Raw genomic sequence first — 24,264 nt, 5'->3', positions numbered from 1 at the left:
GAACCTAGCGGAAGTCCCAGCCCTGTTGGCCATGATCGATCTGGTCGAGGCCCTCCGTGGCCTCTTGCGAAGTGAGACGCATCGGCAATGCGACGGAGAGCAACAGTGCCGCTATCGCTGTTCCGGCCATTGACCACAGTGCGACGACGGCGACGCCTGCAAACTGGCTGAGCATGACGGCGCGCAGACTGATGTCACCTTCAAAACCGACGCCGCCGAGCAAGGGCTGAACAAATAGCGGCAGCAACAGCGCGCCTATCAGGCCAGCAACGCCGTGGAGCAGGAAAATGCTTGCCGGGTCATCGATCCGGTTGCCGAGCATCGCTTTCCCGGCGCGGCAGAGAATCGCCGCGATGAGACCAATCAGCATCGCGCCGCCCGTGCCGGCCAAGGCCGCGGAAGCGGAGATGGCGACCAAGCCCGCGACTGCGCCAGACAGCGCCCCGGTGGCGCTCACGCGCCCGGTGGCGACACGGTCTGCCAGCATCCAGGCCAGCGCTCCCGCGCAAGCCGCGAAATGTGTGTTCAGGATGGCGGCAGCGGCGTCGTCGGTTGCGCCTAGCGCCCAGCCGCCAACGATACCCGCCCAGCCGATCCAGATCAGTGCGCCGCCAGCGAGGCTGAGTACCGGCGCATGGCTCGCAACCGGCGAAGCTCGACGGCGGCCGAGGATCAGGGACAGCGCCAGCGCGGAAAATCCCGCGCTCATGTGGATAACGAGGCTGCCCGCGAAATCGATGACGCCGAACTCCGCAAGCCAGCCCCCGCCCCAGATGGCATGGGCCAGCGGGGCGTAAACGATAAGCAGCCAGAGGGGCGCAAGCCCCGCCATCCAACCGAACCGCGCCCGCTCCGCCGTCGCGCCGGGCAGGAGGCAGGCGGCGAGCAGGGCGAGCGCCATCTGGAAGAGGACGAAGGCGGATTCCGGGATGGTCAGCCCTTGGCGAAGAGAGCCGAGATTGGCGAGCAGCAGGTTTGCGCCGCCACCCAGCCAACTGCTTCCTGGAGCATAGGCTAGGCTATAGCCCGCAATCGCCCAGGCCAGCGATGCGCCTGCAGCGACAGCGATGCCTTGGGCGGCCACCGATAGGGCGCTGCGCACGTTGACCAGCCCCGCGTTACGCAGCAGCAGCCCCGGCAGCGCGGCGAGCAACACCAGCAGGGCGCAGACGATCATCCAGCCGGTGTCGCCACTATCCGCGACCGCAACCGCGACCTGCGCATTCGCGGTCTGCGGCGAGGCGAGGAAAAGGAAGAGAAGAAGGCAACGAGCGAACATCGGAAAATCCGGCGGTTTTAGTTGGCTTCTGGTCCTAGCGGTGGTGCGGTAAAGACTTTGATAAGGAAAGCGGACTTGGGATTGGGTGGCAGATGGTTTGACTTCAACACGCCCGTTCGCCCTGTCGCAATGCGCTGCTTGTCTCAATCGCATGTCGAAGGGTTTTACCCTTTTCCAAAGGAAGGCGGCTTCGACAGGCTCAGCCCGAACGGGTGAGAAGTTTCGGGATCATGGTTTGATGTTTTTGATGGTCATGCAGGCTCAATAAGCCTCGCCGCCGCAGGATATCCGGCCGGTGCCGCGGTTATCGACCTGGCATTCGGCCTTGCCCATGATGGTCACATCGCCCGAGCCCGACGCCATGACCTTCGCCGTGACGTCTGCGGTCAAAACGACATTTCCCGGTCCGTCATTCCCTACCGTCGCCTGCCGGACCCGGAGTCCTTCTGCCGCCACCGCGCCGGGGCCGTTCACCCGGACCGAGGCGATCGCCGCTCGACCTGCCAGCGTCGCGCGGCCCGCGCCTGCGAGGCCAAGATTGAGTTGATCGACATCGACCGCCGCGACGCTGACGTCGCCATTGCCGCCCAGGAGGATGTCGCCGCGGAGCCCTTTCATGCGGCTGACCGAAATCGAGCCGCCGCCTGTCAGGACCAGCCTTTCCAATGTGCCGGTGGACAGCCTGACGGTAGCGCGGCCGCCCGATTTTTCGCCAGGGCGCGCGCGATCCATTCGCACAATCAGCAGTCGGCCGGAGACGTCCACCTTTAGGCGGTCGAGCAGGGCCTGATCCCCGTCCGCCCTTGCGGACGCGCCCGCGCCGGTGGTGATGATCACCTCTACGGGGGCATCAACCCGGATCGCATCGAAACTGGTGATCGTATAGCCGCGCGTCGTCGCCGCCGCAGGCGTGGCGAGCAGGGCGGCGAAGGGCGCGACCAGCCAGGCTTTGCTTTTCCATCCACCTGCCACGGCGCCAACCTCTCATCAAATTAATCTATGCGCTCAAGGTGATAGCGCCGCCTTTTTCAGCGGCAAGTGGAGATGGCGGTTCGTTTCTGCTTGTTCGTCGGAAGGGAAGAGGCATGATCGCTTTTCATCCTCAAAAATATGAGGGAATTTGGATGCGCATGCTTTTGCCCTGTTTTTCATTGGCTTTGCTGGGCGCCTCGGCGCAGGGGGCTGCAGCCGATCGCGCGGGGCAATGGTGGGCGCATGTCGAGACTTTGGCGAGCGATGCCAATGAGGGACGGGCAACCGGATCACGCGGATTCGAGCGCGCGGCGTCCTATGTCGTCGATCAGTTCCGGGCACTCGGGCTGAAGCCTGCGGGTAGCGACGGCTATCGCCAGCCCATCGACTTTGTCGAACAGACGATCCTTGCCGACGGCAGCAGCGCGGTGCTGGCGGGTCCTGCCGGGGACAGAGCGCTCGCTATCCCAAGCGACCTGATCCTTTCCGGTAGCGGGGGGCCGGTCCCGGAGACGTTGGACGCGCCTTTGGTCTTCGCAGGTTACGGGCTGCACCTGCCTGAAGCCGGACATGATGATTTTGCGGGGATCGACGTCAAAGGGAAGATCGTCGTCGTTATTTCCGGCGGTCCCGCGACGATTTCAGGTGCGCTCAAATCCCATGCCCGGTCGGAGCGGGCGAGCTGGCTGGCGCGGCGGGGGGCGGTGGGGCTTATCACGCTGGTGACGCCCAAGCAGGTGGAGATACCCTGGGCGCGGCGGATCGCGCTGTCGGCGCAGCCTGCGCTCTATTTCAAGGACGCCGCTCTGCGGGACAGTCCAACGCCTTTCCTCAGCGCGCAACTGGACCCGGACAAGTCGGCCATGCTGTTTGAGGGGTCGGGGCATGATTTCGCCAACCTCGCGAAAGCAGCGGACAGTTCTGCGGCGGTGCCGAGCTTTGTGTTGGCGCAGCGGTTGAGGGTGAGAACGGCCGCGCGGCGAGCCGATTTGACTGGCTTCAACCTCCTCGCCGTCCTGCCTGGTTCGGACAGGCGCTTGGCCCGTGAGTATGTCGTGCTGTCGGCGCATCTCGATGGCTATGGCGTGGGTACGCCGATGAAGGGCGATGCGATCTATAATGGGGCCTTCGACAATGCGTCGGGGGTCGCAAGCTTGATCGAAATCGCTCGCAACCTGCAGGCGGGTGAGGTGAAGCCCCGGCGTTCCATATTGTTTGCGATCGTCACGGGGGAGGAAAGGGGGCTGTTGGGGTCGGAATATTTCACGGAGCGGCCGACGGTGTCGCGCGGTGCGATGGTCGCCAACCTCAATTTCGACATGGCGCTGCCGATCTTCCCTCTGACCAGCGTGACGCCCATCGGCTATGACCAAAGTAGCCTGGGTCAGCAGGCGGCGGCGGTGAGCGCACAGATGCAATTGCCGATCACGCCCGATCCCTTTCCGGACCGCAATGTCTTCATCCGGTCGGACCAATATAGCTTCATTCGTGCGGGAATTCCGGCGCTCTTCTTCAAATATGGGTTCAAGGCGGGAACGCCCGAAGCGGAGGTGGAGAAGTCCTGGCGCGCGAATATCTATCATTCGCCCTTCGACGACACGAAACAGCCGGTGATGCCGGGTGAGTCGGTGAAGTTGAACGATTATGTGACGGCGGTGACGCTGCGGGTCGCCAATGAGGATAAGCGGCCGCAGTGGAACAAGGACAGCTTTTTCCGGCGGTTTGCGCGGTAGGGGCGCTTAACCGCTACCGTCATGCAGAGACGAGTTCAGCATGATGGACGGGCGCCCCCGGTCGCGCCCGTCAGGCGAGGTCCACTTCCTTCAGCGGCACGGAGGCGTCGGCGAGTTGCGCCTGGTCGAGCAGCGCGCCGGAAACCACATGGGCGCGGCCCTGGACATAATCCTTGACCGAATTGACGCAGTCGAGAGCGATCAGCTTGCCGGCCTTGAGGTAAAGAACCGAAAAGCTGCGGTTGGCGGGGTCGCCCCGCAGGATGGTCTGGTCATGACCGGTCGAGAGGCCGACGGTCTGGAGCTTCAGATCATATTGGTTCGACCAGAACCAGGGCACCGCGTCATAGGCTTCTTCCTTGCCCAATATGTGCTGGACAGCGGTTTTGGCCTGATCATTGGCGTTCTGGACCGATTCAAGGCGAATCTGCGCGCCACGGGCGAAGCGGTTGGCGTGCGACGCGCAATCGCCCACGGCATAGATGTCGGGCAGGCTGGTGCGGCAATATTCATCGACATCGACGCCGTTGCCGCCCGCTGCGCCCGCAGCGATCAGCGGGCCGGTTTCGGGGATGATGCCGATGCCGACGATAACCATGTCGGTTGCGATCCGCTCGCCATCCTGCATCAGCACGGCGGTGGCCTTGCCGTCGGTCACCTCGATGCAATCCATCTTTGCGCCGGTGCGCAGATCGACGCCGTGGGCGCGATGCTCCGCCTCGTAGAAGCGGGAGAGGTCCTCGCCAGCGACGCGCGCAAGCACGCGGTCGAGCGCTTCCAGGAGCACGACCTTCTTGCCGAACTTGCTGAGTACGGCGGCCGCTTCCAGGCCGATATAGCCGCCGCCGATCACGGTCACATGATTGGTATGATCGAGCTTCGCCATCATCGCATCGACATCGTCGCGGCGGCGGACGGCATGGACATCTTCAGCGTCCGCGCCGTTGCAGGTCAGCATGCGCGGGCTGCCTCCGGTGCACCAGATGAGCTTGCCATAGCCGATCTGCTGATCACCCGCCGTGACGGTCTTTGCGACAGGATCGACGGCTTTCACGCGATGGCCGAGCAGCATGTCGATCTTGCGATCGTCCCAGAAGCTGGCGGGGCGGATCAGGATGCGTTCAAAAGTCTTTTCGCCGGCGAAATATTCCTTCGACAGCGGGGGCCGCTCGTAAGGCGGGTCCTTTTCGTCGCCGATCATCGCGACCGTGCCTTCAAAGCCCAGCTGACGCAGCGAAATAGCTGCCTGAGCACCCGCGTGCCCCGCGCCGACGATCAGAACGTCATAATGGCTCATCAGCCAGCAATCCCCTCAATCCAAGTTGCAGCCGTCATTGGCGCGCTTTCCTGGGGCTGACAAGAGGCAGGGATGACATTCACGCGACTGAGAGGGACATTATTTATCGCACGCATGCGTCCCCCATGGCGTTGTCATCCCGGCCTGTGGCATAGGCGGCCACCGGACTCGGGGGTTACCTGCCTTATGGCTGACAAAGACGTGGCGACGAGTGGCGGCAGCCATGGAGAGCATGGTCCGCTACCCGCGCTGGCGCTGGGGGCGCTGGGCGTGGTGTTCGGCGATATCGGCACCTCGCCGCTCTATGCGTTGAAGGAAAGTTTCGTCGGCCATCATCCGCTGACCGTCGATTCCGCCCACATCTATGGCGTGCTGTCGCTGATCTTCTGGACCATGATGCTGATCGTCACGGTGAAATATGTGTTCATCGTCATGCGCGCAGACAATCATGGCGAAGGTGGCAGCATGGCGCTGTTGGCGCTGATCGGTCGCAGGATGGGCGAGACGCGCTGGACCCCGACGATCGCGGTGCTAGGGGTGCTGGCGACGGCGCTCTTCTATGGCGATGCGATCATCACGCCCGCGATTTCCGTGCTGTCGGCGGTGGAGGGGCTGACGGTCGTCCAGGCGGGGCTAACGCCGCTGGTGCTGCCCATTGCCATCGTGATCCTGATCGCCCTGTTCGTGATCCAGAGCATCGGCACGGCGAAGGTCGGCGCGCTGTTCGGGCCGGTCATGGCGGTGTATTTCCTGGTTCTCGCGGTCCTGGGCGTCACCAATATCCTGCGGCATCCGGAGATCGTGTCGATCGTCAATCCCTGGTGGGCGCTGCATTTCTTCCAGCTCGATCCAAAGCTCGCCTTTCTGGCGCTTGGGTCGGTGGTGCTAGCGGTAACGGGTGCGGAAGCGCTTTACGCTGATATGGGGCATTTCGGACGCAGGGCGATCAGCATCGCCTGGCTGTACGCCGCGCTGCCGTGCCTGATGCTGAACTATCTGGGGCAGGGGGCTTTGCTGCTCGACCATCCGGAGGCGGCGCAAAATCCATTCTTCCTGCTCGCGCCGGAATGGGCGCGGTTGCCGTTGGTGATATTGGCGACGTTAGCAACGGTCATCGCGAGCCAGGCAGTGATTTCCGGCGCATTTTCCGTCACGCGTCAAGCGGTGCAGCTGGGTTTCCTGCCGCGCCTGCGCATCCTGCACACCAGTGCGTCGGCGGCAGGGCAGATCTACGTTCCGATCATCAATTGGACGTTGCTGGCGCTGGTCATCCTGCTGGTGCTGGGCTTTGGCAGTTCGAGCCGCCTGGCGGCGGCTTATGGCATCGCGGTCACCGGCACGATGGTCATCACCAGTTGCATGATGGGCGCGCTGACATTCAGCGTGTGGCGCTGGAACCCCGTGCTGGCGGGGCTGGTGACCGGCCTGTTCCTGGTTATCGACGGCGCCTATTTCCTGTCGAACGCGACGAAGATCCCGGACGGTGGCTGGTTCCCGCTGCTGGTGGCAGCCGTGTCCTTCCTAGTGCTGACGACCTGGGCAACGGGGCGGCGAATCATGCGCAATTATCTGCGTGAAGACGCCATGGATCTGGAGCTGTTCATCAAATCGGCCGGGGCGTCGCTGAAGCGGGTGCCGGGAACGGCGATCTTTCTGTCATCGACGACGGAGGGCGTGCCGCCCGCGCTGCTCCATAATGTGAAGCACAACCGCATCCTGCATGAGCGCAACATCATCCTGACCGTGCGCACCGAAGATGTGCCGCATCTGCCCTTCGAGGGGCGAACGAGCGCGGAAGATCATGGGGCGGGCTTTTACCGCCTGATCCTGCGCCACGGCTTCATGGAAAATGTCGATGTGCCGGCGGCCATGAAGGCGGTGCGCGATTGCGGTGGGCCGATCGGCGTGGCTGACACCAGCTATTTCCTCAGCCGGGAGACGCTGGTGCCCTCGTCGCGTCCCGGCATGGCGATTTGGCGCGAACGGCTGTTCGCCTGGATGGTGCGCAATGCGGAAAGCCCGATGGCCTTCTTCAAACTGCCGACGAACCGGGTGGTCGAGTTGGGGTCTCAGCTGGAAATCTGAGCAAGCGGCTGAGGCGATCAGCGCGCGGACGAGGGGCTAGTCGATGTTTCGCAGGATCAAGAAGCTACTCTTATGGGGCCTGCTCGCCCTGGCGGCCTGGGTTGCAATCTCCGTCGCGATGAACTGGGACTTGATCCAGCGCGTGGCCCTGGGCGGCAAGCATGATCATGAGAGTGTTCCGCCGCCGCTGCCCGCGCAGATCAAGCGTCCCGCGATACTCATCTTCTCAAAGACCAATGCTTTCCGGCATGAGGAGGCGATCCCGGCTGCGAACAGCCTCTTCGCCCGCTTCACGCGGGAGAATGGATGGGGCGCTTTCCAGACCGAAAATGGCGCTGTTTTCCGCCCCGACATATTGTCACGCTTCGACGCCGTGTTGTTCAACAATGTGAGCGGCGACGTCTTCACGCCCGAACAGCAAGCAGCGTTCAAAGCCTTTGTCGAGAAGGGCGGCGGCTTCCTCGCCATCCATGCCAGCGGCGACAGTTCGCATAAGGGTTGGGCCTGGTATGCCCATGAGGTGATCGGGACGAACTTCATCGGCCATCCCATGTCGCCGCAGTTCCAGAAGGCGCGGGTGATGGTCGAGGACCGCATCCATCCCGCTACCCGCGCTTTGCCGTCCATCTGGACGCGCACGGATGAATGGTATTCCTTTGACAAGCCGTCGCGCAAAGCTGGTTATCATGTGCTCGCGACGCTGGATGAAGGAAGCTACAATCCGGAGGGCATGTTCGGCACCGACCTTCGCATGGGCAAGGATCACCCGATCGCCTGGTGGCACTGCGTCGGCAAGGGGCGGGTTCTTTATTCCGGCCTCGGCCATACGGCGCAATCCTATGCCGAGCCAGCCTATCAGAAGATGCTGCTGGGCGCGTTGAAATGGACACTGCGCTTGGATGGGCAGGGATGCGATACGCCGCCCGCCGGACGCTAAGGCCAATAGCCGCCTTCGCTGGCCATTTCTGCTGATTGCATGAAGGTGAAATGGTAGCGGAGGAGGGACTTGAACCCCCGACACGCGGATTATGATTCCGCTGCTCTAACCAGCTGAGCTACTCCGCCCCAAGGGCTGCGCCGGGCTGCGGCCCTGCGGTGAGGCGGCGCTATAAGCAGCAGGATCGGTGGGGTCAACGGGGTTTGAGGCCCTCACGCAAATTCTCTCTGCATCGTGCAGGCGCAAAAAATATCGGCAGCTTCAGGCGCGCTTACGTTTTAGAGCTTGCAATCACGCACGTGCGTTGCACTAATGTTGCAATGCACAACCGGGGGCGCCCCCGAGGGAGGATCGACACTTTGCCCTTCCACGAAATGTTTGAGCCCGATGGTCCGCTACGCCCCTGCTATGCGGAAGTGCAGAGTTGGGTGGAGCGAACAGGCATTGCCGGGCTCAATCGTCGATTGGAGGAAGCGGAGGCGATCTTTCGCCGGATCGGCATTACCTTCGCTGTTTATGGGGAGGGCGGGGATCCGGAACGGCTGATCCCCTTCGACCTGTTGCCGCGTATCTTCACCGCGCAGGAGTGGCGCGTGCTGGATCGCGGCATTCGCCAGCGGGCGCGGGCGTTGAACGCTTTCCTGCATGACGTCTATCATCGCGGTGAAATCGTGAAGGCGGGCATCATGCCGGCCGACATCATCTATCAGAATAGCGCCTATCTGGCCGAAATGGCGGATTTCACGCCACCGGGGAAAGTTTACAGCCATATCGTCGGAATCGACATCGTGCGCACTGGTCCCAAGCGCTTTGAAGTGCTGGAGGATAACTGCCGCACGCCTTCGGGCGTGTCCTACATGCTCGAAAATCGCGAGATCATGACGCGCATGTTCCCCGAGCTATTCGGGCAGGGGCTGGTAGCGCCGGTCGATGATTATCCCGCCGAGTTGCTAAAGAGCCTGAAGGAAGTCGCGCCGCCTGCCTGCAAGGGCGATCCGGTGGTAGTGCTCCTAACGCCGGGATCGCTTAACAGCGCCTATTATGAGCATAGCTTCCTTGCCGACCTGATGGGGATCGAGTTGGTGGAGCCTGCCGACCTGTTCGTCGATGAGGAGCGCGTCTGGATGAAGACGACGCTCGGCCCGAAACAGGTGGACGTCATCTACCGCCGGATCGACGACGAATATATCGATCCTTTGGTGTTTCGGCCTGACAGCCTGCTCGGCATTCCGGGCATCTTCAACGTCTATCGCAATGGCGGAGTGACGCTGGCTTCCGCGCCCGGTGCAGGGATCGCCGACGACAAGGCGGTCTATATCTATGTGCCGGAAATGATCCGTTTTTACCTGGGCGAGCAGCCGATCCTGGACAACATCCAGACATGGCAGTGCGGCAAGCCGGACGAATGCGCCTATGTGCTGGAGCATCTGCACGAACTGGTGGCGAAGGAGGTGCATGGATCGGGCGGCTATGGAATGTTGATCGGTCCCAAATCGACCAAGGACGAGATCGCCGCCTATGCCGACCGCATCCGCGCCAATCCAAGCGAATTCATTGCCCAGCCGACGCTGGACCTGTCCACCGTGCCGACGCTGGGACCGGCGGCGGTGGTGGGGCGGCATGCGGATTTCCGGCCCTATTGCCTGGTTGGGAAGCAGATCCGGCTGGTGCCCGGCGGGCTGACGCGTGTTGCACTGACAGAAGGGTCGCTGGTGGTGAACTCCAGCCAGGGGGGTGGGGTCAAGGATACATGGGTGTTGCAGGATTGATGGTGGGTGTGCGGCGATCTGGCCCAGTGCGGCCTGCAAATGGCACTGTTTTGCGCTTACGGTGCTCACGTGCTTTAAACACGCTGCGTTGGAATGAGGCGCATGACTCGTTCCAAGCTTCTCGAACAGCACCATGTTCGGCTCCCCCTGAGCCCAATCGCGGCACACCCAAGTTCACGTTTGACCGGGAACTTGCTGCATGCTGAGCCGGACCGCCGAAAACCTCTTCTGGATGGCGCGGTATATGGAACGCGCGGAGGCTACCGCCCGCCTGCTGACGATGGGGCAGCGCATGGCGATTCTGCCCGGGGCGCACCATCGCGATGAATGGCGGTCTGTCGTGCGGGCCACGGGCAACGGTAGCCGCGTCTTTCCCGAAGGCGTGCAGGTGACGGAAAGCGATGCTGTTTCCTACCTGATGTTGGACCTCGACAATCCCAGTTCCATCCGGTCCTGCCTTCTCAAGGCGCGCGCCAATGCGAAGTCGGCGCGCACCATGTTGACGCAGGACATGTGGGAGGCGCTAAACGAAGGATGGCGCAAGCTGGACAGCTATGATGTGGGGGAGGCGCGGCAGCAGCTTCCCGCGCTGATCGACTGGGTCAAGACGCGGGTCATGACCTTTCGCGGGGCGGCGCATTCGGGGCAGTTGCGCAATGAGGGGCATGATTTCCTGCGCACGGGGTCTGCGCTGGAGCGGGCGCAGATGACCTTGCGGCTGTTGGACGTCAAATATTATGTGCTGTTGCCCGAAACTGAGGTGATTGGGGGCAATCGCGACCATTATCAGTGGACGTCGGTGCTTTATGCGCTGTCGGGTGCGCGCGCCTATCATCATGTCTATGGCGGCACCTATACGCCCTGGCAGATCACCGATTTCCTGATGCTCAACCGCCTGTTTCCGCGCAGCGTTGCCTATTGCTACGATCAGCTCGCCTACCGCCTTAACCGGCTCGCGGGCTGGCACGACAGCCGAGGCGCGTGCCATGAAACCGTGCGGCAGATGGTAACAGATCTGGAACAGCTGGACAGCGGGGAGATTTTCCGTGTCGGCCTGCATGAAACGGTGCAGAGCGGGTTGCGGATGACCAACAGGCTGGGCGCGGAAATCGCCCGAACCTATCATTTCGGCTGAAGGAGACAGGGCACAGTGAAGTTGCTGGTCCGCCATCAGACCATTTATCACTATGCCGCTTCAGCTGGCCGCGTCGCGATGCGGCTGAAACTCGCGCCGATCGATACGCGCGCGCAGAAGGTGCTGGATTGGCAGGTGAGCGTGAATGGCGACCCCGTGGAGCCGTTTCGGCGCAACAGCTTTGGCGAGATGGAGGCGGTTTGGATCCGGCACGACCGGCTGGATGACGCCGTCATCGTGGCGGAAGGACTGGTTGAAACCTGCGACACCAACGGCATGCTGGGCCGGCTGAACGGAGCCGTGCCGCCGGCCTATTTCCTGCGAGAGACACGACTGACCCGCGCGTCCGACGCAATCCGAGCGATGGCAAGATCGCTGCCGGAAGCAGGTGGCACGCTGGCCCGGCTTCATGCGTTGTCGGCGGCGGTCAGCGATGCGGTCGCCTATCGCAGCGGCGTTACGAACTCCAGCACCACCGCAGCGGACTCTTTCGCGTTGGGCGCCGGGGTCTGCCAGGATCATGCGCAGATATTTATCGCGGCGGCCCGGTCGATCGGCATCGCGGCACGCTATGTGACCGGCTATCTTCTGGCGCGGGGCGGGGTTGCGCTGCATGAAACCCATGCGTGGGTCGAAGCATTAGTACCGGATCTGGGATGGGTCGGCTTCGATCCTTCCAACCGGGTTTGCGTGACCGAACGCTATCTGCGCCTTGCGTCAGGACTCGACGCCCATGCCGCGGCTCCGATCCGGGGGTCGGTGACGGTGGCGGGAGATATCTGGATTGACGCGGACGTCCGGATCGCGCAGGCGGAGGAAGGGGTGGAAGAAAGGCAGCTGCAACGGCAGCAGCAACAAAGCCTTCAGCCAACCACCTCGCAGGGTTGAACGGATATAGGAGCCCCCTGGGCGATGACCTATTGTGTGGCGGTGCGCGTCGATCGGGGACTGGTCATGCTGTCCGACACCCGCACCAATGCGGGTATGGACAATATTGCGCGGTTCCGGAAGAGCTTCACCTATAGCGTTCCAGGCGAGCGGGCGATGGTCCTCCTATGTTCGGGCAATTTGTCGATCACCCAGGGCGTCAAGACGATGCTGGGCCAAGCAATCAAGGATTCGCAGCTCGATCCTGAGGTGGAAAGCATCCTCAATTGCGCGACGATGCACCGCGCGGCGCAGCTGGTCGGTGACGCCATGAGCGAGATGCAGCATCATTATCGCAGCACCATCGAAATGCAGGGTGCAGGCGCCGATGCGTCGATCCTGGTGGCGGGACAGCGCCGGGGAGGCAAGCCGCGCCTCTACCTGATCTACTCGGCGGGTAATTTCATCGAGGCGACGGAGGATACGCCCTTCTTCCAGATCGGTGAGCATAAATATGGCAAACCGATTCTGGACCGGATCATCAAGCGCGACACGACGCTGGAGGATGCGACCAAGGCGGTGCTGGTGTCGATGGATTCCACCCTGCGGTCCAACCTGTCGGTCGGCATGCCGCTCGACCTGACGGTGATCGAGCGGGACAAGTTTGACTTTCGCGTCCGTACCCGCATCGAGGCGGATAATGAGGAGTTTCAACTGCTGTCGCACAGCTGGTCAGCGGCGCTGCGCAAGGGGTTTGAGGACCTGCCCAACGTGATGGATTGACGGTTAGGGGAGGGCAGCTTCCGCCGTCCCAAGGAAATCCATGCCATTGTCGGGGTTGCGCGCCGGGCCGTGCTGCTTATGTCCTCCCGACGAACGAATCCAAGATATGGGGAATCTGATGACTGCCACCCATTCCACACGCATGCTGATCCTGGGGTCGGGTCCGGCCGGGCTTTCCGCCGCCATTTATGGCGCGCGCGCAGGTCTGGCGCCGATCGTGGTGCAAGGCATGCAGCCGGGCGGGCAGTTGACCATCACCACCGATGTCGAGAATTATCCCGGCTTTCGCGATGTGATCCAGGGGCCCTGGCTGATGGAGCAGATGCAGGCGCAGGCCGAGCATGTCGGCGCTAAGATGATGTATGACCAGATCATCGACGTCGATCTGTCCGATCGTCCGTTCCGGCTGAAGGGCGATAGCGGCACCGTCTATTATGCGGACAGCCTAGTGATCGCGACCGGCGCGCAGGCGAAGTGGCTGGGCGCAGAGGGTGAGCAGTTGTTGCAGGGCAAGGGCGTGTCCGCCTGCGCCACCTGCGACGGCTTCTTCTATCGCGGAAAGAAAGTGGTGGTGATCGGCGGCGGCAATACCGCGGTCGAGGAGGCGCTATACCTTACCAACCACAGCCATGACGTGACACTGATCCACCGCCGCGACTCGCTGCGCGCGGAGAAGATCCTGCAGCAGCGGCTGTTCGCGCATCCGAACATCAAGGTGCTCTGGAACCAGAAGATCGATCGGTTCGTCGGCGGCGGCAACCCGGAAGGGCTGGTCGGTGTGGACCTGATCGATACGGTCACGGGCAAGGCGTCGCATATCGAGACCGATGGTGCTTTCGTCGCAATCGGACATCAGCCCGCGACCGAGCTGTTCGTGGACAAGCTGCCGATGGATGAAGGCTATCTGCTGGTGGAGCCGGGCACGACCCGTACGGCCATTCCGGGCGTGTTCGCTGCGGGTGACGTCAGCGACAAGATTTATCGTCAGGCGGTGACGGCGGCCGGCATGGGCTGCATGGCGGCGCTGGATGTGGAGAAATTCCTGGCCGAAGCGGATTTCGAAGCGCTGGCGGCGGAGTAAGGCCCTGGCGGGCGTAGCTCAATCTCCGTTCGTGTGAGCAAAGTCGAGGTGCGTCATGCGTGATGCTTCTCGACTTCGCTGGGAGCGAACGGAGGCCGGTCGAATCGTTCCTATCAAGCAGGGACGGCTAATAACGGTTCAGTCTGCGACCTTCGCCTGTGCGAAAGCGGTCAGCGTTCCGAATGTCTCGAACGTCTCGCCGTCGATATCGTCATCCTCGATCAGGATGCCGAGGCGATCTTCCATTTCGGTGAGAAGCGTGGCGACCGCCATGGAGTCGAGTTCCGGAAGCGCACCAAAGAGCGGGGTGTCGGCATCGAAAGCATCGACCCGATCCTGTGACAGGCCCAGCACGTCGCGCAGCAGATCGCGCATCGCGTTTTTTACGTCGCTTGTCCGGTCGACCGGCATAGAGGTTTCCGCCCGCATGATGGGGGGCTTACCTAATCGTTCCGCCTCTAGCCCACAAGGGCGGAAATGGCCGTTCGCGCGGCAGGCAGCCACGTAGAGGCGAATCGCGGATTGAAGAAGTCGAGCCGGTACAGAGTCTGGCGCTGCTCCATCCATTCGGCCTTATAGTTGTTGTCGCCGGTGCCATAGTCGATGAGTTGCACCCCATCCTGATCAATCGCATGGGCGAACATCGCGTGGCTGAGCAGCGTGCCTGGCGATGCGCCGTCGAAGGCGCGATCGTGGGATAGTTTGTGGATCAGCGCCACATCATTTTCGACGGTCCATAGCTGTGTCGCCACCGGCTGCGCGTTCAGCCTCGCAAAGCCCAGCCTGAGCGTTCCGGCGGCAGCTTCGCGTTCGGCCAATGCTCGAAGAAAGGGGAGGCCGGGCTCAGGCTGTTTCCAACTGCTCGCATGGACCGCGACATAATCGTTCCAAAGCGCGTCCGTCACTTCGTGGCGAATATCGATAGTGAAGCGGCCTGCGCGCGCCTTCCGCTGAACCTGGTTACGCAGGCGACTGGGACGATCAGCCCAATAGGTGGCGAAATCGCGGCCGTTTACGAGAAGCAGGTGACGCCCGCCCATCGGCCGCCGCACCCCGAACCAGCCGCTACGCCGAAAGGCGTCAAGCAGCATGTCGGCATTCTCCGCGACAGGATAAAGATCGATGTGGCGGCCGGTCTTGAACAACTCGGCCGCGAGCACCTCCGCTAGCCTTCGCTGCGTGGGTGCGTCCGGATTGCCGAGATAGACCGGCGACCAGGCGAAACTATACCAGTTGGCGAGCGCGCTTTGCCGTTCCGGCGAAGGAGAGAGCAGGAATAGCCATGCCTCCACCTCTTCTTCGATCACTTGCAGGGCGCGGAGGGGCTGCCGGGCAAAGCAATGGCTGTGAAGAGATTCGAACCAATCGATGCGGTTGAACAGCGATGGTGTCGCGGCGCGCTCCATCTGTCCTGCGAGCGCCATTCGCGCATCGGCGATCGTGCTATATTCCCTTGTGACCAGCAAATCATTATCTCCCCGGCACCATCCTCTGCCTTAGGTGAAAAGTCTGGAAATGGAGTTAAGCAGCGCCGCCTTGATCGATGGCGAGGAAGTCCGGCCGATCGACCATCTGCTGCTGCAGGGAGACGCCATGCGCCCGGCGCTGGACGGGCGGTCGGGACTGCAGAATTATGCGGAGTTGGAAGAAAGTCTGGGACGGCTGGCCGCCTGGCTGGCGGGGTTCGGTCTGGAAAAAGGCGCGCGAGTCGCAAGCTGGATCGCGAAAGGGCCCGTCGCCGCGCTGATGCCGCTGGCCGTGCCGCGTGCCGGGCTGGTCCATGTGCCGGTCAATCCGCTTCTGAAACACGCGCAGGTTGCGCATATTTTGGCCGACAGCGGTACGCAGCTTCTGATCGCCACGGCGAGTCGCCTGGATACGCTGGCGGATGGTGACGTTCCGGACGAGTGCCGTCTGCTGCGGGAAGATGATGCGGCTTGCGCCATGAGTGGCGGGGACCCGCTGCCTCCGTCGAACGCCGGGCCGCATGACCTGGCGGCGATACTCTATACGAGCGGATCGACCGGGCGGCCTAAGGGTGTGATGCTGAGCCATGCCAATCTCTGGCTCGGCGCTGCGGCGGTGGCGCGCTATTTGAAGCTGGGGGCTGACGACCGAACGCTGTGCGTGCTGCCTTTCAGCTTCGACTATGGGCAAAATCAGCTATTTTCCACCTGGTATGCGGGTGGGTGCGTCTATCCGCTCGACTATTTGACGGCGCGTGATGTCATGAAGTCGGTCGATCGGCGGGATATCACGACATTAGCTGGGGTGCCGCCGTTGTGGGTGCAGCTAACCGAACTGGATTGGCAACCCGAAGTGGCGGGCAAGCTGAAGCGTCTCACCAACAGCGGCGGGGCGCTTACGCGGCCGCTGGTGGTTAAGCTGCGCAGCCTGTTTCCCAAGGCCGATCTCTATCCGATGTATGGGCTGACCGAAGCCTTCCGATCGACCTATCTGCCGCCTGCTTTGGTCGAGAGCCATCCCGACTCGATGGGGTCGGCGATACCGCATGCGGAGATATTGGTCGTGAGGCAGGACGGCAGCCTTACCGATGATGAGGAAACCGGCGAACTGGTGCATTGCGGGCCGCTTGTGGCGCAGGGTTATTGGCGCGATCCGGAGCGAACTTCGGAACGATTCCGGTCTGCGCCGCCAGCTTCGCGCTATGGAGGCTTGGCCGTATGGTCGGGCGACAGCGTGCGGCGGGATGCGCAGGGGCTTCTCTATTTCGTCGGGCGCGATGACGCGATGATCAAATCATCGGGCAATCGCATCAGCCCGACGGAGATCGAGGAAGCAGCGGTAGCCGTGCCCGGCGTTGCCGAAGCGGTCGCCCTGGGGATCAAGGATGACAGGCTGGGGCAGGCCGTCCTGCTGTTGATCCGGTCGGACGATGTCGAAGTGGAGGCGGTGGTGGAGGTCCGGCTGAAGACCGAATTGCCCAATTTCATGCAGCCCCGAACGATCATCCGGCTTGTGGACTTCCCGCGCACGCCCAATGGCAAGATTGATCGCGTGGCGCTGGCCAAGGAATATGACCGATGAAGCCGATGGGACCCATTCCACCCTTTTTCGAAAGCGAAGAGGGCATGCTGCTGATCGGCGGATGCGGCGCTGCGAGTTTGGTGGATGAAGCGGGGGATACGCCGCTATTCGTCTATGACATGGGGATCGTCGAGTGGCAGGTGCGGGCGCTGCGTGACGCCATGCCGTCCGAACTGTCGATCCATTATGCGGTGAAGGCCAACCCGCACCCGGCATTGCTGGAGCGGATGGCGCGGCTGGTTGATGGATTTGACGTAGCGTCGGGCGGTGAAGCGGCCAGAGCGCTGGAAGCGGGTATGGATGCAGCGCATGTGAGCTTCGCCGGTCCGGGGAAGCGAGATGATGAACTGATCGCCGCGATCGATGCGGGGATCACGCTGAATCTGGAGTCTGAGGGGGAGGCGCGGCGGGCGCTTGCGCTTGCGGAGCAGCGTGGACGGACGCCCCGGCTTGCGGTGCGGGTCAATCCCGATTTCGACCTAAAAGGATCGGGCATGCGCATGGGCGGCGGAGCCAAGCCGTTCGGTGTGGATGCCGACCGGGCGGCGGGGCTTGCGCGGTCCTTGATCGACGCCGGAGCGGACTGGCGCGGATGGCACATCTTTGCCGGGTCGCAGGCGCTGGACGCGGAAGCGCTGATTGACTCGCAGGCGGCGACAGTGGGCCTTGCAGCGCGATTGTCGAATGAGGTTGGCGTGACGCCACCGCTGGTCAATCTGGGAGGCGGTTTTGGCATCCCTTATTTCCCCGGCGATCAACGGCTGGATATCGTTCCGATCGGCGATGCGCTGGGTCAGACGTTGCAAGCGCGGGCCGATATTTTGGCGGGCAGCGAGTTCGCGATGGAACTGGGTCGTTGGCTGGTGGGCGAGGCGGGCGTTTATCTGACGCGCGTTGTCGATGTGAAGCAGAGCCAGGGCGAGACGTTCGTCGTCGTCGATGGCGGGCTGCACCACCAATTGGCGGCGAGCGGCAATTTCGGCACGGTGGTGCGCCGCAACTATCCGATGGCCGTCGCCAATCGCTATGGTCAGGCCGCGGCCGAGGAGGCGGTAACCGTGGTTGGATGCCTCTGCACACCGATCGACAAGCTGGGGGACAAGGTGGCGCTGCCCAAAGTCATGGAAGGCGATCTGATCGCTATCTTCGTCGCGGGCGCCTATGGCGCATCGGCCAGCCCCTCCGGATTTTTGGGTCATCCACCTGCTCTGGAACTATTACTTGGCTGATATGCCAATAGTTTGACGCCTAACCGTATCTTTACCCTTTGAAGGCAAGAAGAAGCCCAAAGCCCCTCGCTTTGCGGCCGCTTCACCTCTCTGGCGGCTGCGCAGCCGTGCGGCCGTGTCATGAGGTGAAGATATGCGTTTCCTGTCGGTTTCCCGGGCTCTGATCGGCGCATCGCTGCCCGCCTTGGCTCTGTCGGGTTGCGCAGCAGGCGGCGGCGGTCAGCAATTGCCGCCCGCTTCCTTTGTGTCGCAGCAGGAAGGACCGGGCGAGGAATATGTGATCGGCCCGCTCGATGACTTGACGGTGTTCGTGTGGCGCAACCCGGAACTGGGCGCGAAGGTGCAGGTGCGGCCCGACGGGCGCATCACGACGCCGCTGATCGCGGACATGCCGGCGGTGGGCAAGACGCCCAAGCAGCTGGCGGATGACATGAAGGTCGCGCTCAGCAAATATATCGAAAATCCGCTGGTGTCGGTGATCGTCAACAATTTCTCCGGCACGTTCAGCCAGCAGGTGCGGATCGTGGGCGCGACGGAAAAGCCGGCGTCCATCCCCTATCGCGCCAACATGACGCTGCTGGACGCGATGATCTCCGTCGGCGGGCTTAGCGAATATGCGGCGGGCAACCGCGCGCGGCTGGTCCGCTTCAACCGGGAAACCGGCAAGCAGCAGGAATATCAGGTGCGCATCGGCGACCTGCTGAAGCGTGGAGACAGCAAGGCCAATGTCATGCTGTCGCCCGGCGACGTCATCATCATCCCGGAAAGCATGTTCTGATATGGCCGGTCTTTACGATGAACTGCTGATCGTCCTGCACGGCATATGGACGCGGCGATGGCTGGCGCTGGGCGTCGCCTGGGGCGTGTGCATGCTGGGCTGGCTCGGCATCGCGCTGGTGCCCAACAGCTATGAAAGCAAGGCGCGGGTTTATGTGAACACGCAGTCGCTGCTGCAGGACAAGGTGGGCATCACTCAGGTCCAGTCGCAGCAGGACCTTGACCGGGTGCGCCAGACATTGGCCAGCACGGCCAATCTGGAGCGCGTCGTCAAGGAAACCGACCTCAACCAGACGATCAGCGGGCCGCGTGACATGGCCGCCAAGATCACTGCGTTGCGTGAGGGCATCACCGTTATGGCGCAGGCCGATCCCAGCATGATCGACATCAGCGCCAAGTCGGCAGACTCCAGCCTGTCTGACGGCGCCAATGCCCGCATCGCGCAGCAGGCCGTGCAGAAATTGATCGAGATATTTCAGGAAGCCAATCTGTCGTCCGATCGTGTCGAGACGAAGCAGAGCTTGACCTTCCTGGACCAGCAGATCGCCGCGCGCGGTCGCCAGCTTGCGGCAGCCGAGCAGCGCCGGGTCGAATTCGAGCAGCGCTATGCCGGGATGCTACCGGGCGCAGGCTCCATTGGCCAACGCATGGATGCGGCCCGGATGGAGATCAACAATATCGAGTCGCAGCTGGTGCAGGCATCGAGCGCGTTGAGCGCCATGAATGGCCAACTTGCCGGGACGCCGCAGGTGTTGCCGGGCATGGGCGCGTCGGGTGGTCCCTCGGCACTGTCGCAGGCGCAGGCCGACTTGGCGGGCATGCGGGCGCGTGGCTGGACCAGCGACCATCCGGACGTGATCGCCGCGCAACGGCAGGTCGATGCGCTGCGCCGTCAGGGCGGTGGTGGAGGTGCGGCAGGTGGATCGCCCAACCCCGCCTATCTGTCGATCAAGTCGATGCAGGCGGAACGCGCCGCGACCGTGCAGGCGCTTCAGACCCGCAAGTCGCAGCTTCAGGCGGACCTCAACGCCATGTCCTCGCGCCAGACCGATGAACCGGGCCTCGCCGCCGAGCAGGAAAAGCTCGACCGCGATTATGAGGTGCTGAAGACGCAATATGACAAGCTGCTTGCCGATCGCGAGGATGTGAGGCTGCGTGGCGATGTGAAGACCGAGACTGGATCCGTCCAGTTCCGCGTCATCAATCCGCCGACCGCGCCGACCGCGCCGACCGCGCCAAATCGTCCGCTGCTGTTGCTGGGCATATTGATCGTGGGCATTGGCGCGGGCATCGGTAGCGCCTTCGCCATGGGGCAGCTCAAGGGCAGCTTTCCGACTGCGGCGCGGCTGGAAAGGGCGGTCGGCGTGCCGGTCATCGGCTCCATCACCCAGACGGTCAGCGCTGCGCAAAAAGCGGTCGAAAAGCAGCGGTTGAAATGGTTCGCGGGAGCGAGCGGAGGACTGGCCGGGCTCTGCCTGCTGCTGATCCTGGTCGAATTCATCCAGCGCGGCATGGCGTGAGGAGCGGACAATGAACAAGCATAGCTCACTGTCCAAAGGGTCGCTGATCGAGCGGGCGACTGAGATCTACGATTTCAGCGCGGCCCTGCAAGGACGCGCGGCTCCCGCCATGGAGGTGCCGGTTGAAGCGACCTTGCCGCCGGTGGTTGAGATCGTGCAGCCGATTGTTGCCGCTGGTGAGTTTCGCGCGCCCGACTGGCGCGGGCCGGTGCAGAGTATCGACCGGATCGCGCTGGCGGAAGGCGGCTATCTGCTGCCGGACGGGCCGGTTACGGCGATGAGCGAGGAGTTCCGCCTCCTGAAGCGCGACCTGCTGGCGCAGCTTGGCGGCGATCCGCGCGGCAATCGCATCCTGATCTGTTCCGCCCATAGCGGCGAGGGGAAGAGCTTCTGCGCGATCAACCTGGCGCTCAGTCTAGCGGCGGAGAAGGACCGGGAAATCCTGCTGGTCGATGCCGATTTCGGCAAACCGGGCATTCCGGATGCGCTGGGGCTGACCGGTGGACCCGGTCTGATGGATGCGCTTGCCGATCCGGGACAAGCGATCGAGGATTGCGTGATCCGCACCGACGTTCCGTCTCTGTCAGTGCTGCCCGCGGGTCAGCGCAGCAATAATGATACCGAATATCTCGCGTCGGCGCGCACCGAGGCATTGCTGAACCGCCTGACCGAAGGCCGTCCGGACAGGGTGATCCTGTTCGATTCGCCGCCGCTGCTTGCCGCTTCGGCTGGCGCGGTGCTGGCAAGCCATGCGGCGGTTGCCGTGCTGGTGGTTCGTGCCGATCAGACCAGTGAAAGCGCGCTGCGCGATGCGGCGGGCTTGCTGAAGGGCGCGGGTCAGGTGCAATTGCTGCTGAACGGCGTCACCTATTCCAGCGGTCGCCGGTTCGGCAGCTATTATGCCAAGGGGGGCGAGGGCGAATGATGCTCCGCACTTCCCTGATTCTGTTGGGCGCGGTGGCGCTTGCCTCATCTCCGGCGGGCGCGCAGGACCGCAAGGTGAATGTCACGCCTTATCTCGGCGTTGATCAGACAGTGATGGTGCCGCTGAAGGGTGGCGGCGATGTTCTGACCTATACCAATGTCACCGCTGGCGTGACGGCAGAGTTGCGCACGCGCCGGGTCGAGGCCGTGGCGGATGTGCAATATAATCAGAGCTTCGGCTGGGGCCGCGAGGCGACTGATCAGGATGTCATCAGCGGAATCGTGTCGGGCCAATATGCCGTTTCACGAGGACTGACGCTGAATGCAGGCGGCCTTGCGGCGCGCGTTCGTACCGATGGGCTGTCCGGCGCAGCGACGCTGAACGACAGCCTGACGAGCCAAGTCTATGCTGCTTATGCCGGGCCGTCCTACGCCACGTCCTTGGGCGATGTGGACGTCACCGCTTCCTATCGCCTGGGTTATGCGCGGGTGGAAGAGGATGTCGATGCCGATTTGGCGGGCGTGCCCAATGCGGGCGCTTTCGCCGATTCCGTTTCGCATAGCCTGACCGGCTCCGTCGGGGTTGCGCCGGGTGTCTGGTTGCCGCTCGGCATCGTCGTGAGTGCGGGATATGATCGCGAGGATGCGAGCCAACTCGATCAGCGGTTCGAAGATGGCTGGGGCCGCGTCGATGCGACGCTGGCCGTCTCGCCTACTGTCGCCCTTGCAGGGGGCGTGGGTTATGAGCGGATCAAGATCAGCCAGCGTTCGCCGCTTCTGGACAGCAATGGCCAGCCTGTGGTCCGCAACGGCCGCTATGTCACCGATGACAATTCGCCCCGCGCGCTCATCTATGATTTCGACGACATCATATGGGATGTAGGCGTCCTCTGGCGGCCCAACCGCCGCACCTCGCTCGAGGCGCGGGTCGGAGAGCGCTATGGCGGCATGAGCTATAGCGGCAGCTTCGTCTGGCAAGGGCGTAACCAGTCCTTTGCGCTGGTGGTGTTCGACGGCATCGACAGCTTCGGCCGGATCATCACCTCCAACGTGGCGGCCGTTTCAGGCAGCAGCCTGAATATCGTGCGTAACCCCTTCACCGGCGATTTCACCGGCTGCGCTTTCTCCCAGACCGGGGGCGGGCAATGCTTCAACGACGCGCTGTCGGGGATCACCGCCGCCAACTTCCGCTACAGGGGTATCGCGGCACAATATTCGGCGCAGCGGGGACCGTGGGGGCTGGGCGTGGGCCTCGGCTATTCGCAGCGCAAGTTCGTGACGCCTTCGGGAGAGACGATCCTGGTGCGCGGATCGAAGGACCAGAATTGGTACGGCACCGCGTCGCTTAGCTATGTCATCGACAGCCGGTCGAGCCTGGATAGTGCGATCTACGCCAATTATTTCGACGCGAGCGGCGCGCGGCTGGACGTGCTGAACATGGGCGCTTTCACCAGCTACAACCGCCTCATCAACCGCAATCTTCAGGCATCCGCTTCGCTTGGGTTCGACAGCGCCAAGGCGGATGAACTGGATGCGGTTATCAACGCCATGGGCCAAGTCGGCCTGCGGTACAGCTTCTAATCCCGTCGGGGTGGAGACGAGAGATGTACGATCAGTTTTACGGATTTGAGGGCCGCCCCTTCCAGCTGACGCCCGATCCGCACTTCTATTTCGAAAGCGCCACGCATCGCAAAGCGCTGTCCTATCTGGGATACGGCCTCGCCCAAGGGGAAGGTTTCATCGTCATCACTGGCGACATCGGGGCGGGCAAGACGACGCTGGTCGGGCATTTGATGGCGACGATCGATCCGGCGCGGCTGACCGCGGTCAAGATCGTGTCCACCCAAGTGGGCGGCGACGACATGCTGCGGTTGACGGCGCAGAGCTTCGGACTGCCTACCGACGACATGCCCAAAGCGCAGATCCTTCGTCAGATCGAGGCGTTCCTGCATGGTCAGGCACGCGCTGGCCGCCGGTCGCTGCTGATCGTAGACGAGGCGCAAAATCTTTCGGTTTCGGCGATCGAGGAACTGCGGATGCTGTCCAACTTCCAGTTGGGCGGACAATCGCTGTTGCAGATCTTCCTGCTGGGCCAGCCCGAATTTCGCGACTTGTTGAAGTCCGCCCAACTAGAGCAGCTGCGGCAGCGCGTCATAGCCACGCATCATCTTGACCCGATGCAGCGGAGCGAAATCGAACCTTATATCCTGCACCGACTGTCGATCGTGGGTTGGAATGGCGATCCCCATTTCACGGCTGACGCCTTCGCCGCAATCTACGCGGCGACGGGCGGCGTACCGCGCCGAGTCAATGTGCTCGCCAGCCGTGTCCTGCTGCTGGGTGCGCTGGACCAGCTGTCCGAAATCGACGCCGATGCGGTGCAGGCGGTGATCGAGGATATGGGCGCTGACAGCGACGCGACATTGCAGGCAGTCCCACCGTCGGTCCTGGATCGTGCAGAGGAAGTGCCTGCTCCTGCGGCGGCGCAGTCTACGCCTGCTCGGGAAACGTTGCGCGCGGAACTGGACGCGCTGCGGGCGCGCCAGCCGGAGCCTTCGGTCAGCTTGATGAATGAGATCGCGGCGTTGCGAGCGGAGGTGGAGTCGCTCCGCGTCGAGCAGGCCACGATCACCTCCGTCGATCCGGAAGCGCTGAAGGACTGCTTCACCCTGATCGAAGAGCGCCTGGCATCGCTGGAGTTTCGCGTCGGTGAACAGGATACCGCGCTTCGCCGAGTACTGACGTTGCTGGTCGAGTGGGTCGAGCGTGAGCAGCGCATGGGCGATACGCCGCATAGCGCCGCAGCCTGAACCGTCCGCTGCCCGCGT

General features: G+C 62.9%; 20 protein-coding genes and 1 tRNA gene. 15 read left to right on the top strand and 6 right to left on the bottom strand.

The annotated features are described in order from the left end of the window. Positions 1-4 precede the first annotated feature (4 nt). Both EP837_RS02420 and EP837_RS02415 read right to left on the bottom strand, forming a co-directional pair. On the bottom strand, positions 5-1,279 hold the full coding sequence (locus EP837_RS02420) for an ammonium transporter (protein WP_066524148.1): 1,275 nt from the start codon (positions 1,277-1,279) through the stop codon (positions 5-7). A gap of 261 nt (positions 1,280-1,540) precedes the next feature. After that, positions 1,541-2,251: a GIN domain-containing protein gene (locus EP837_RS02415; protein ID WP_066524146.1), complete on the bottom strand. Its 711-nt coding sequence runs from the start codon at positions 2,249-2,251 to the stop codon at positions 1,541-1,543. A 152-nt stretch (positions 2,252-2,403) separates the two neighbouring features. Between EP837_RS02415 and EP837_RS02410 the strand changes: the two genes are divergently transcribed. Further along, positions 2,404-3,984, top strand: a complete 1,581-nt coding sequence (locus EP837_RS02410) for a M28 family metallopeptidase (RefSeq protein ID WP_066528547.1) — start codon at positions 2,404-2,406, stop codon at positions 3,982-3,984. Between the two features lie 70 nt (positions 3,985-4,054). Here the strand turns inward: EP837_RS02410 and EP837_RS02405 are convergent, their stop codons facing one another. Next, positions 4,055-5,281 (bottom strand): NAD(P)/FAD-dependent oxidoreductase, encoded by a 1,227-nt coding sequence (locus EP837_RS02405; RefSeq protein ID WP_066524145.1) that lies wholly within the window; start codon positions 5,279-5,281, stop codon positions 4,055-4,057. 186 nt (positions 5,282-5,467) lie between these two features. On the opposite strand from EP837_RS02405, the gene EP837_RS02400 reads away from it, so the two are divergent. Together EP837_RS02400 and EP837_RS02395 are read left to right on the top strand one after the other, a co-directional pair. Beyond that, positions 5,468-7,366: a potassium transporter Kup gene (locus EP837_RS02400; RefSeq protein ID WP_066524144.1), complete on the top strand. Its 1,899-nt coding sequence runs from the start codon at positions 5,468-5,470 to the stop codon at positions 7,364-7,366. 43 nt (positions 7,367-7,409) lie between these two features. After that, positions 7,410-8,303 carry a ThuA domain-containing protein gene (locus EP837_RS02395; RefSeq protein WP_066524142.1) on the top strand — a complete coding sequence of 298 codons (894 nt, stop codon included), beginning with the start codon at positions 7,410-7,412 and terminating at the stop codon, positions 8,301-8,303. Between the two features lie 51 nt (positions 8,304-8,354). Here EP837_RS02395 and EP837_RS02390 read toward each other — a convergent pair. Then, positions 8,355-8,431 (bottom strand) — tRNA-Met (locus tag EP837_RS02390). A gap of 231 nt (positions 8,432-8,662) precedes the next feature. Between EP837_RS02390 and EP837_RS02385 the strand changes: the two genes are divergently transcribed. From EP837_RS02385 to trxB, 5 genes are all read left to right on the top strand, one after another. Beyond that, positions 8,663-10,072: a circularly permuted type 2 ATP-grasp protein gene (locus EP837_RS02385; RefSeq protein ID WP_066524141.1), complete on the top strand. Its 1,410-nt coding sequence runs from the start codon at positions 8,663-8,665 to the stop codon at positions 10,070-10,072. A 199-nt stretch (positions 10,073-10,271) separates the two neighbouring features. Then, positions 10,272-11,207 (top strand): alpha-E domain-containing protein, encoded by a 936-nt coding sequence (locus tag EP837_RS02380; RefSeq protein ID WP_066524140.1) that lies wholly within the window; start codon positions 10,272-10,274, stop codon positions 11,205-11,207. Between the two features lie 15 nt (positions 11,208-11,222). Next, on the top strand, positions 11,223-12,095 hold the full coding sequence (locus EP837_RS02375) for a transglutaminase family protein (RefSeq protein ID WP_066524139.1): 873 nt from the start codon (positions 11,223-11,225) through the stop codon (positions 12,093-12,095). A 24-nt stretch (positions 12,096-12,119) separates the two neighbouring features. Next, positions 12,120-12,857: a peptidase gene (locus EP837_RS02370; RefSeq protein ID WP_066524137.1), complete on the top strand. Its 738-nt coding sequence runs from the start codon at positions 12,120-12,122 to the stop codon at positions 12,855-12,857. A gap of 118 nt (positions 12,858-12,975) precedes the next feature. After that, a complete protein-coding gene (gene trxB, locus EP837_RS02365) occupies positions 12,976-13,938 on the top strand; it encodes a thioredoxin-disulfide reductase (RefSeq protein ID WP_066528545.1) in 963 nt (320 codons plus the stop codon). Between the two features lie 138 nt (positions 13,939-14,076). Here trxB and EP837_RS02360 read toward each other — a convergent pair whose 3' ends face one another. Continuing rightward, positions 14,077-14,367: an acyl carrier protein gene (locus EP837_RS02360; protein WP_066524135.1), complete on the bottom strand. Its 291-nt coding sequence runs from the start codon at positions 14,365-14,367 to the stop codon at positions 14,077-14,079. 29 nt (positions 14,368-14,396) lie between these two features. Continuing rightward, a complete protein-coding gene (locus EP837_RS02355; protein ID WP_066524134.1) occupies positions 14,397-15,404 on the bottom strand; it encodes a GNAT family N-acetyltransferase in 1,008 nt (335 codons plus the stop codon). 49 nt (positions 15,405-15,453) lie between these two features. Here EP837_RS02355 and EP837_RS02350 point away from each other — a divergent pair, with 49 nt between their 5' ends. The 7 genes from EP837_RS02350 to EP837_RS02320 all read left to right on the top strand — a co-directional run bounded on the left by EP837_RS02350 (position 15,454) and on the right by EP837_RS02320 (position 24,246). After that, positions 15,454-16,986, top strand: a complete 1,533-nt coding sequence (locus tag EP837_RS02350) for an acyl-CoA ligase (AMP-forming), exosortase A system-associated (RefSeq protein ID WP_066524133.1) — start codon at positions 15,454-15,456, stop codon at positions 16,984-16,986. Next, entirely contained in the window at positions 16,983-18,215 is a 1,233-nt protein-coding gene (locus EP837_RS02345) for a pyridoxal-dependent decarboxylase, exosortase A system-associated (protein WP_066524131.1), read from the top strand. Before EP837_RS02350 ends, EP837_RS02345 begins: the two co-directional genes overlap by 4 nt. A 133-nt stretch (positions 18,216-18,348) precedes the next feature. After that, positions 18,349-18,993 (top strand): XrtA/PEP-CTERM system exopolysaccharide export protein, encoded by a 645-nt coding sequence (locus EP837_RS02340; protein WP_066524130.1) that lies wholly within the window; start codon positions 18,349-18,351, stop codon positions 18,991-18,993. Between the two features lies 1 nt (position 18,994). Continuing rightward, complete coding sequence (locus EP837_RS02335; RefSeq protein ID WP_066524128.1) at positions 18,995-20,512, top strand: XrtA system polysaccharide chain length determinant; 1,518 nt, start codon at positions 18,995-18,997, stop codon at positions 20,510-20,512. A gap of 10 nt (positions 20,513-20,522) precedes the next feature. Beyond that, positions 20,523-21,437, top strand: a complete 915-nt coding sequence (locus tag EP837_RS02330; protein ID WP_066524126.1) for a P-loop NTPase — start codon at positions 20,523-20,525, stop codon at positions 21,435-21,437. After that, positions 21,434-23,017 carry a hypothetical protein gene (locus EP837_RS02325; RefSeq protein WP_197486296.1) on the top strand — a complete coding sequence of 528 codons (1,584 nt, stop codon included), beginning with the start codon at positions 21,434-21,436 and terminating at the stop codon, positions 23,015-23,017. The genes EP837_RS02330 and EP837_RS02325 overlap by 4 nt, the downstream gene beginning before the upstream one ends. A 23-nt stretch (positions 23,018-23,040) precedes the next feature. Next, positions 23,041-24,246, top strand: coding sequence for an XrtA/PEP-CTERM system-associated ATPase (locus tag EP837_RS02320; RefSeq protein WP_066524124.1), 1,206 nt, complete (start codon positions 23,041-23,043; stop codon positions 24,244-24,246). The last annotated feature ends 18 nt before the right edge of the window (positions 24,247-24,264 follow it).

It is taken from the genome of Sphingobium sp. EP60837 (assembly GCF_001658005.1).
In the GTDB taxonomy this organism is placed as follows: Bacteria; Pseudomonadota; Alphaproteobacteria; order Sphingomonadales; family Sphingomonadaceae; genus Sphingobium; species Sphingobium tyrosinilyticum.
This window is presented reverse-complemented; position numbering and strand designations above follow the sequence as displayed.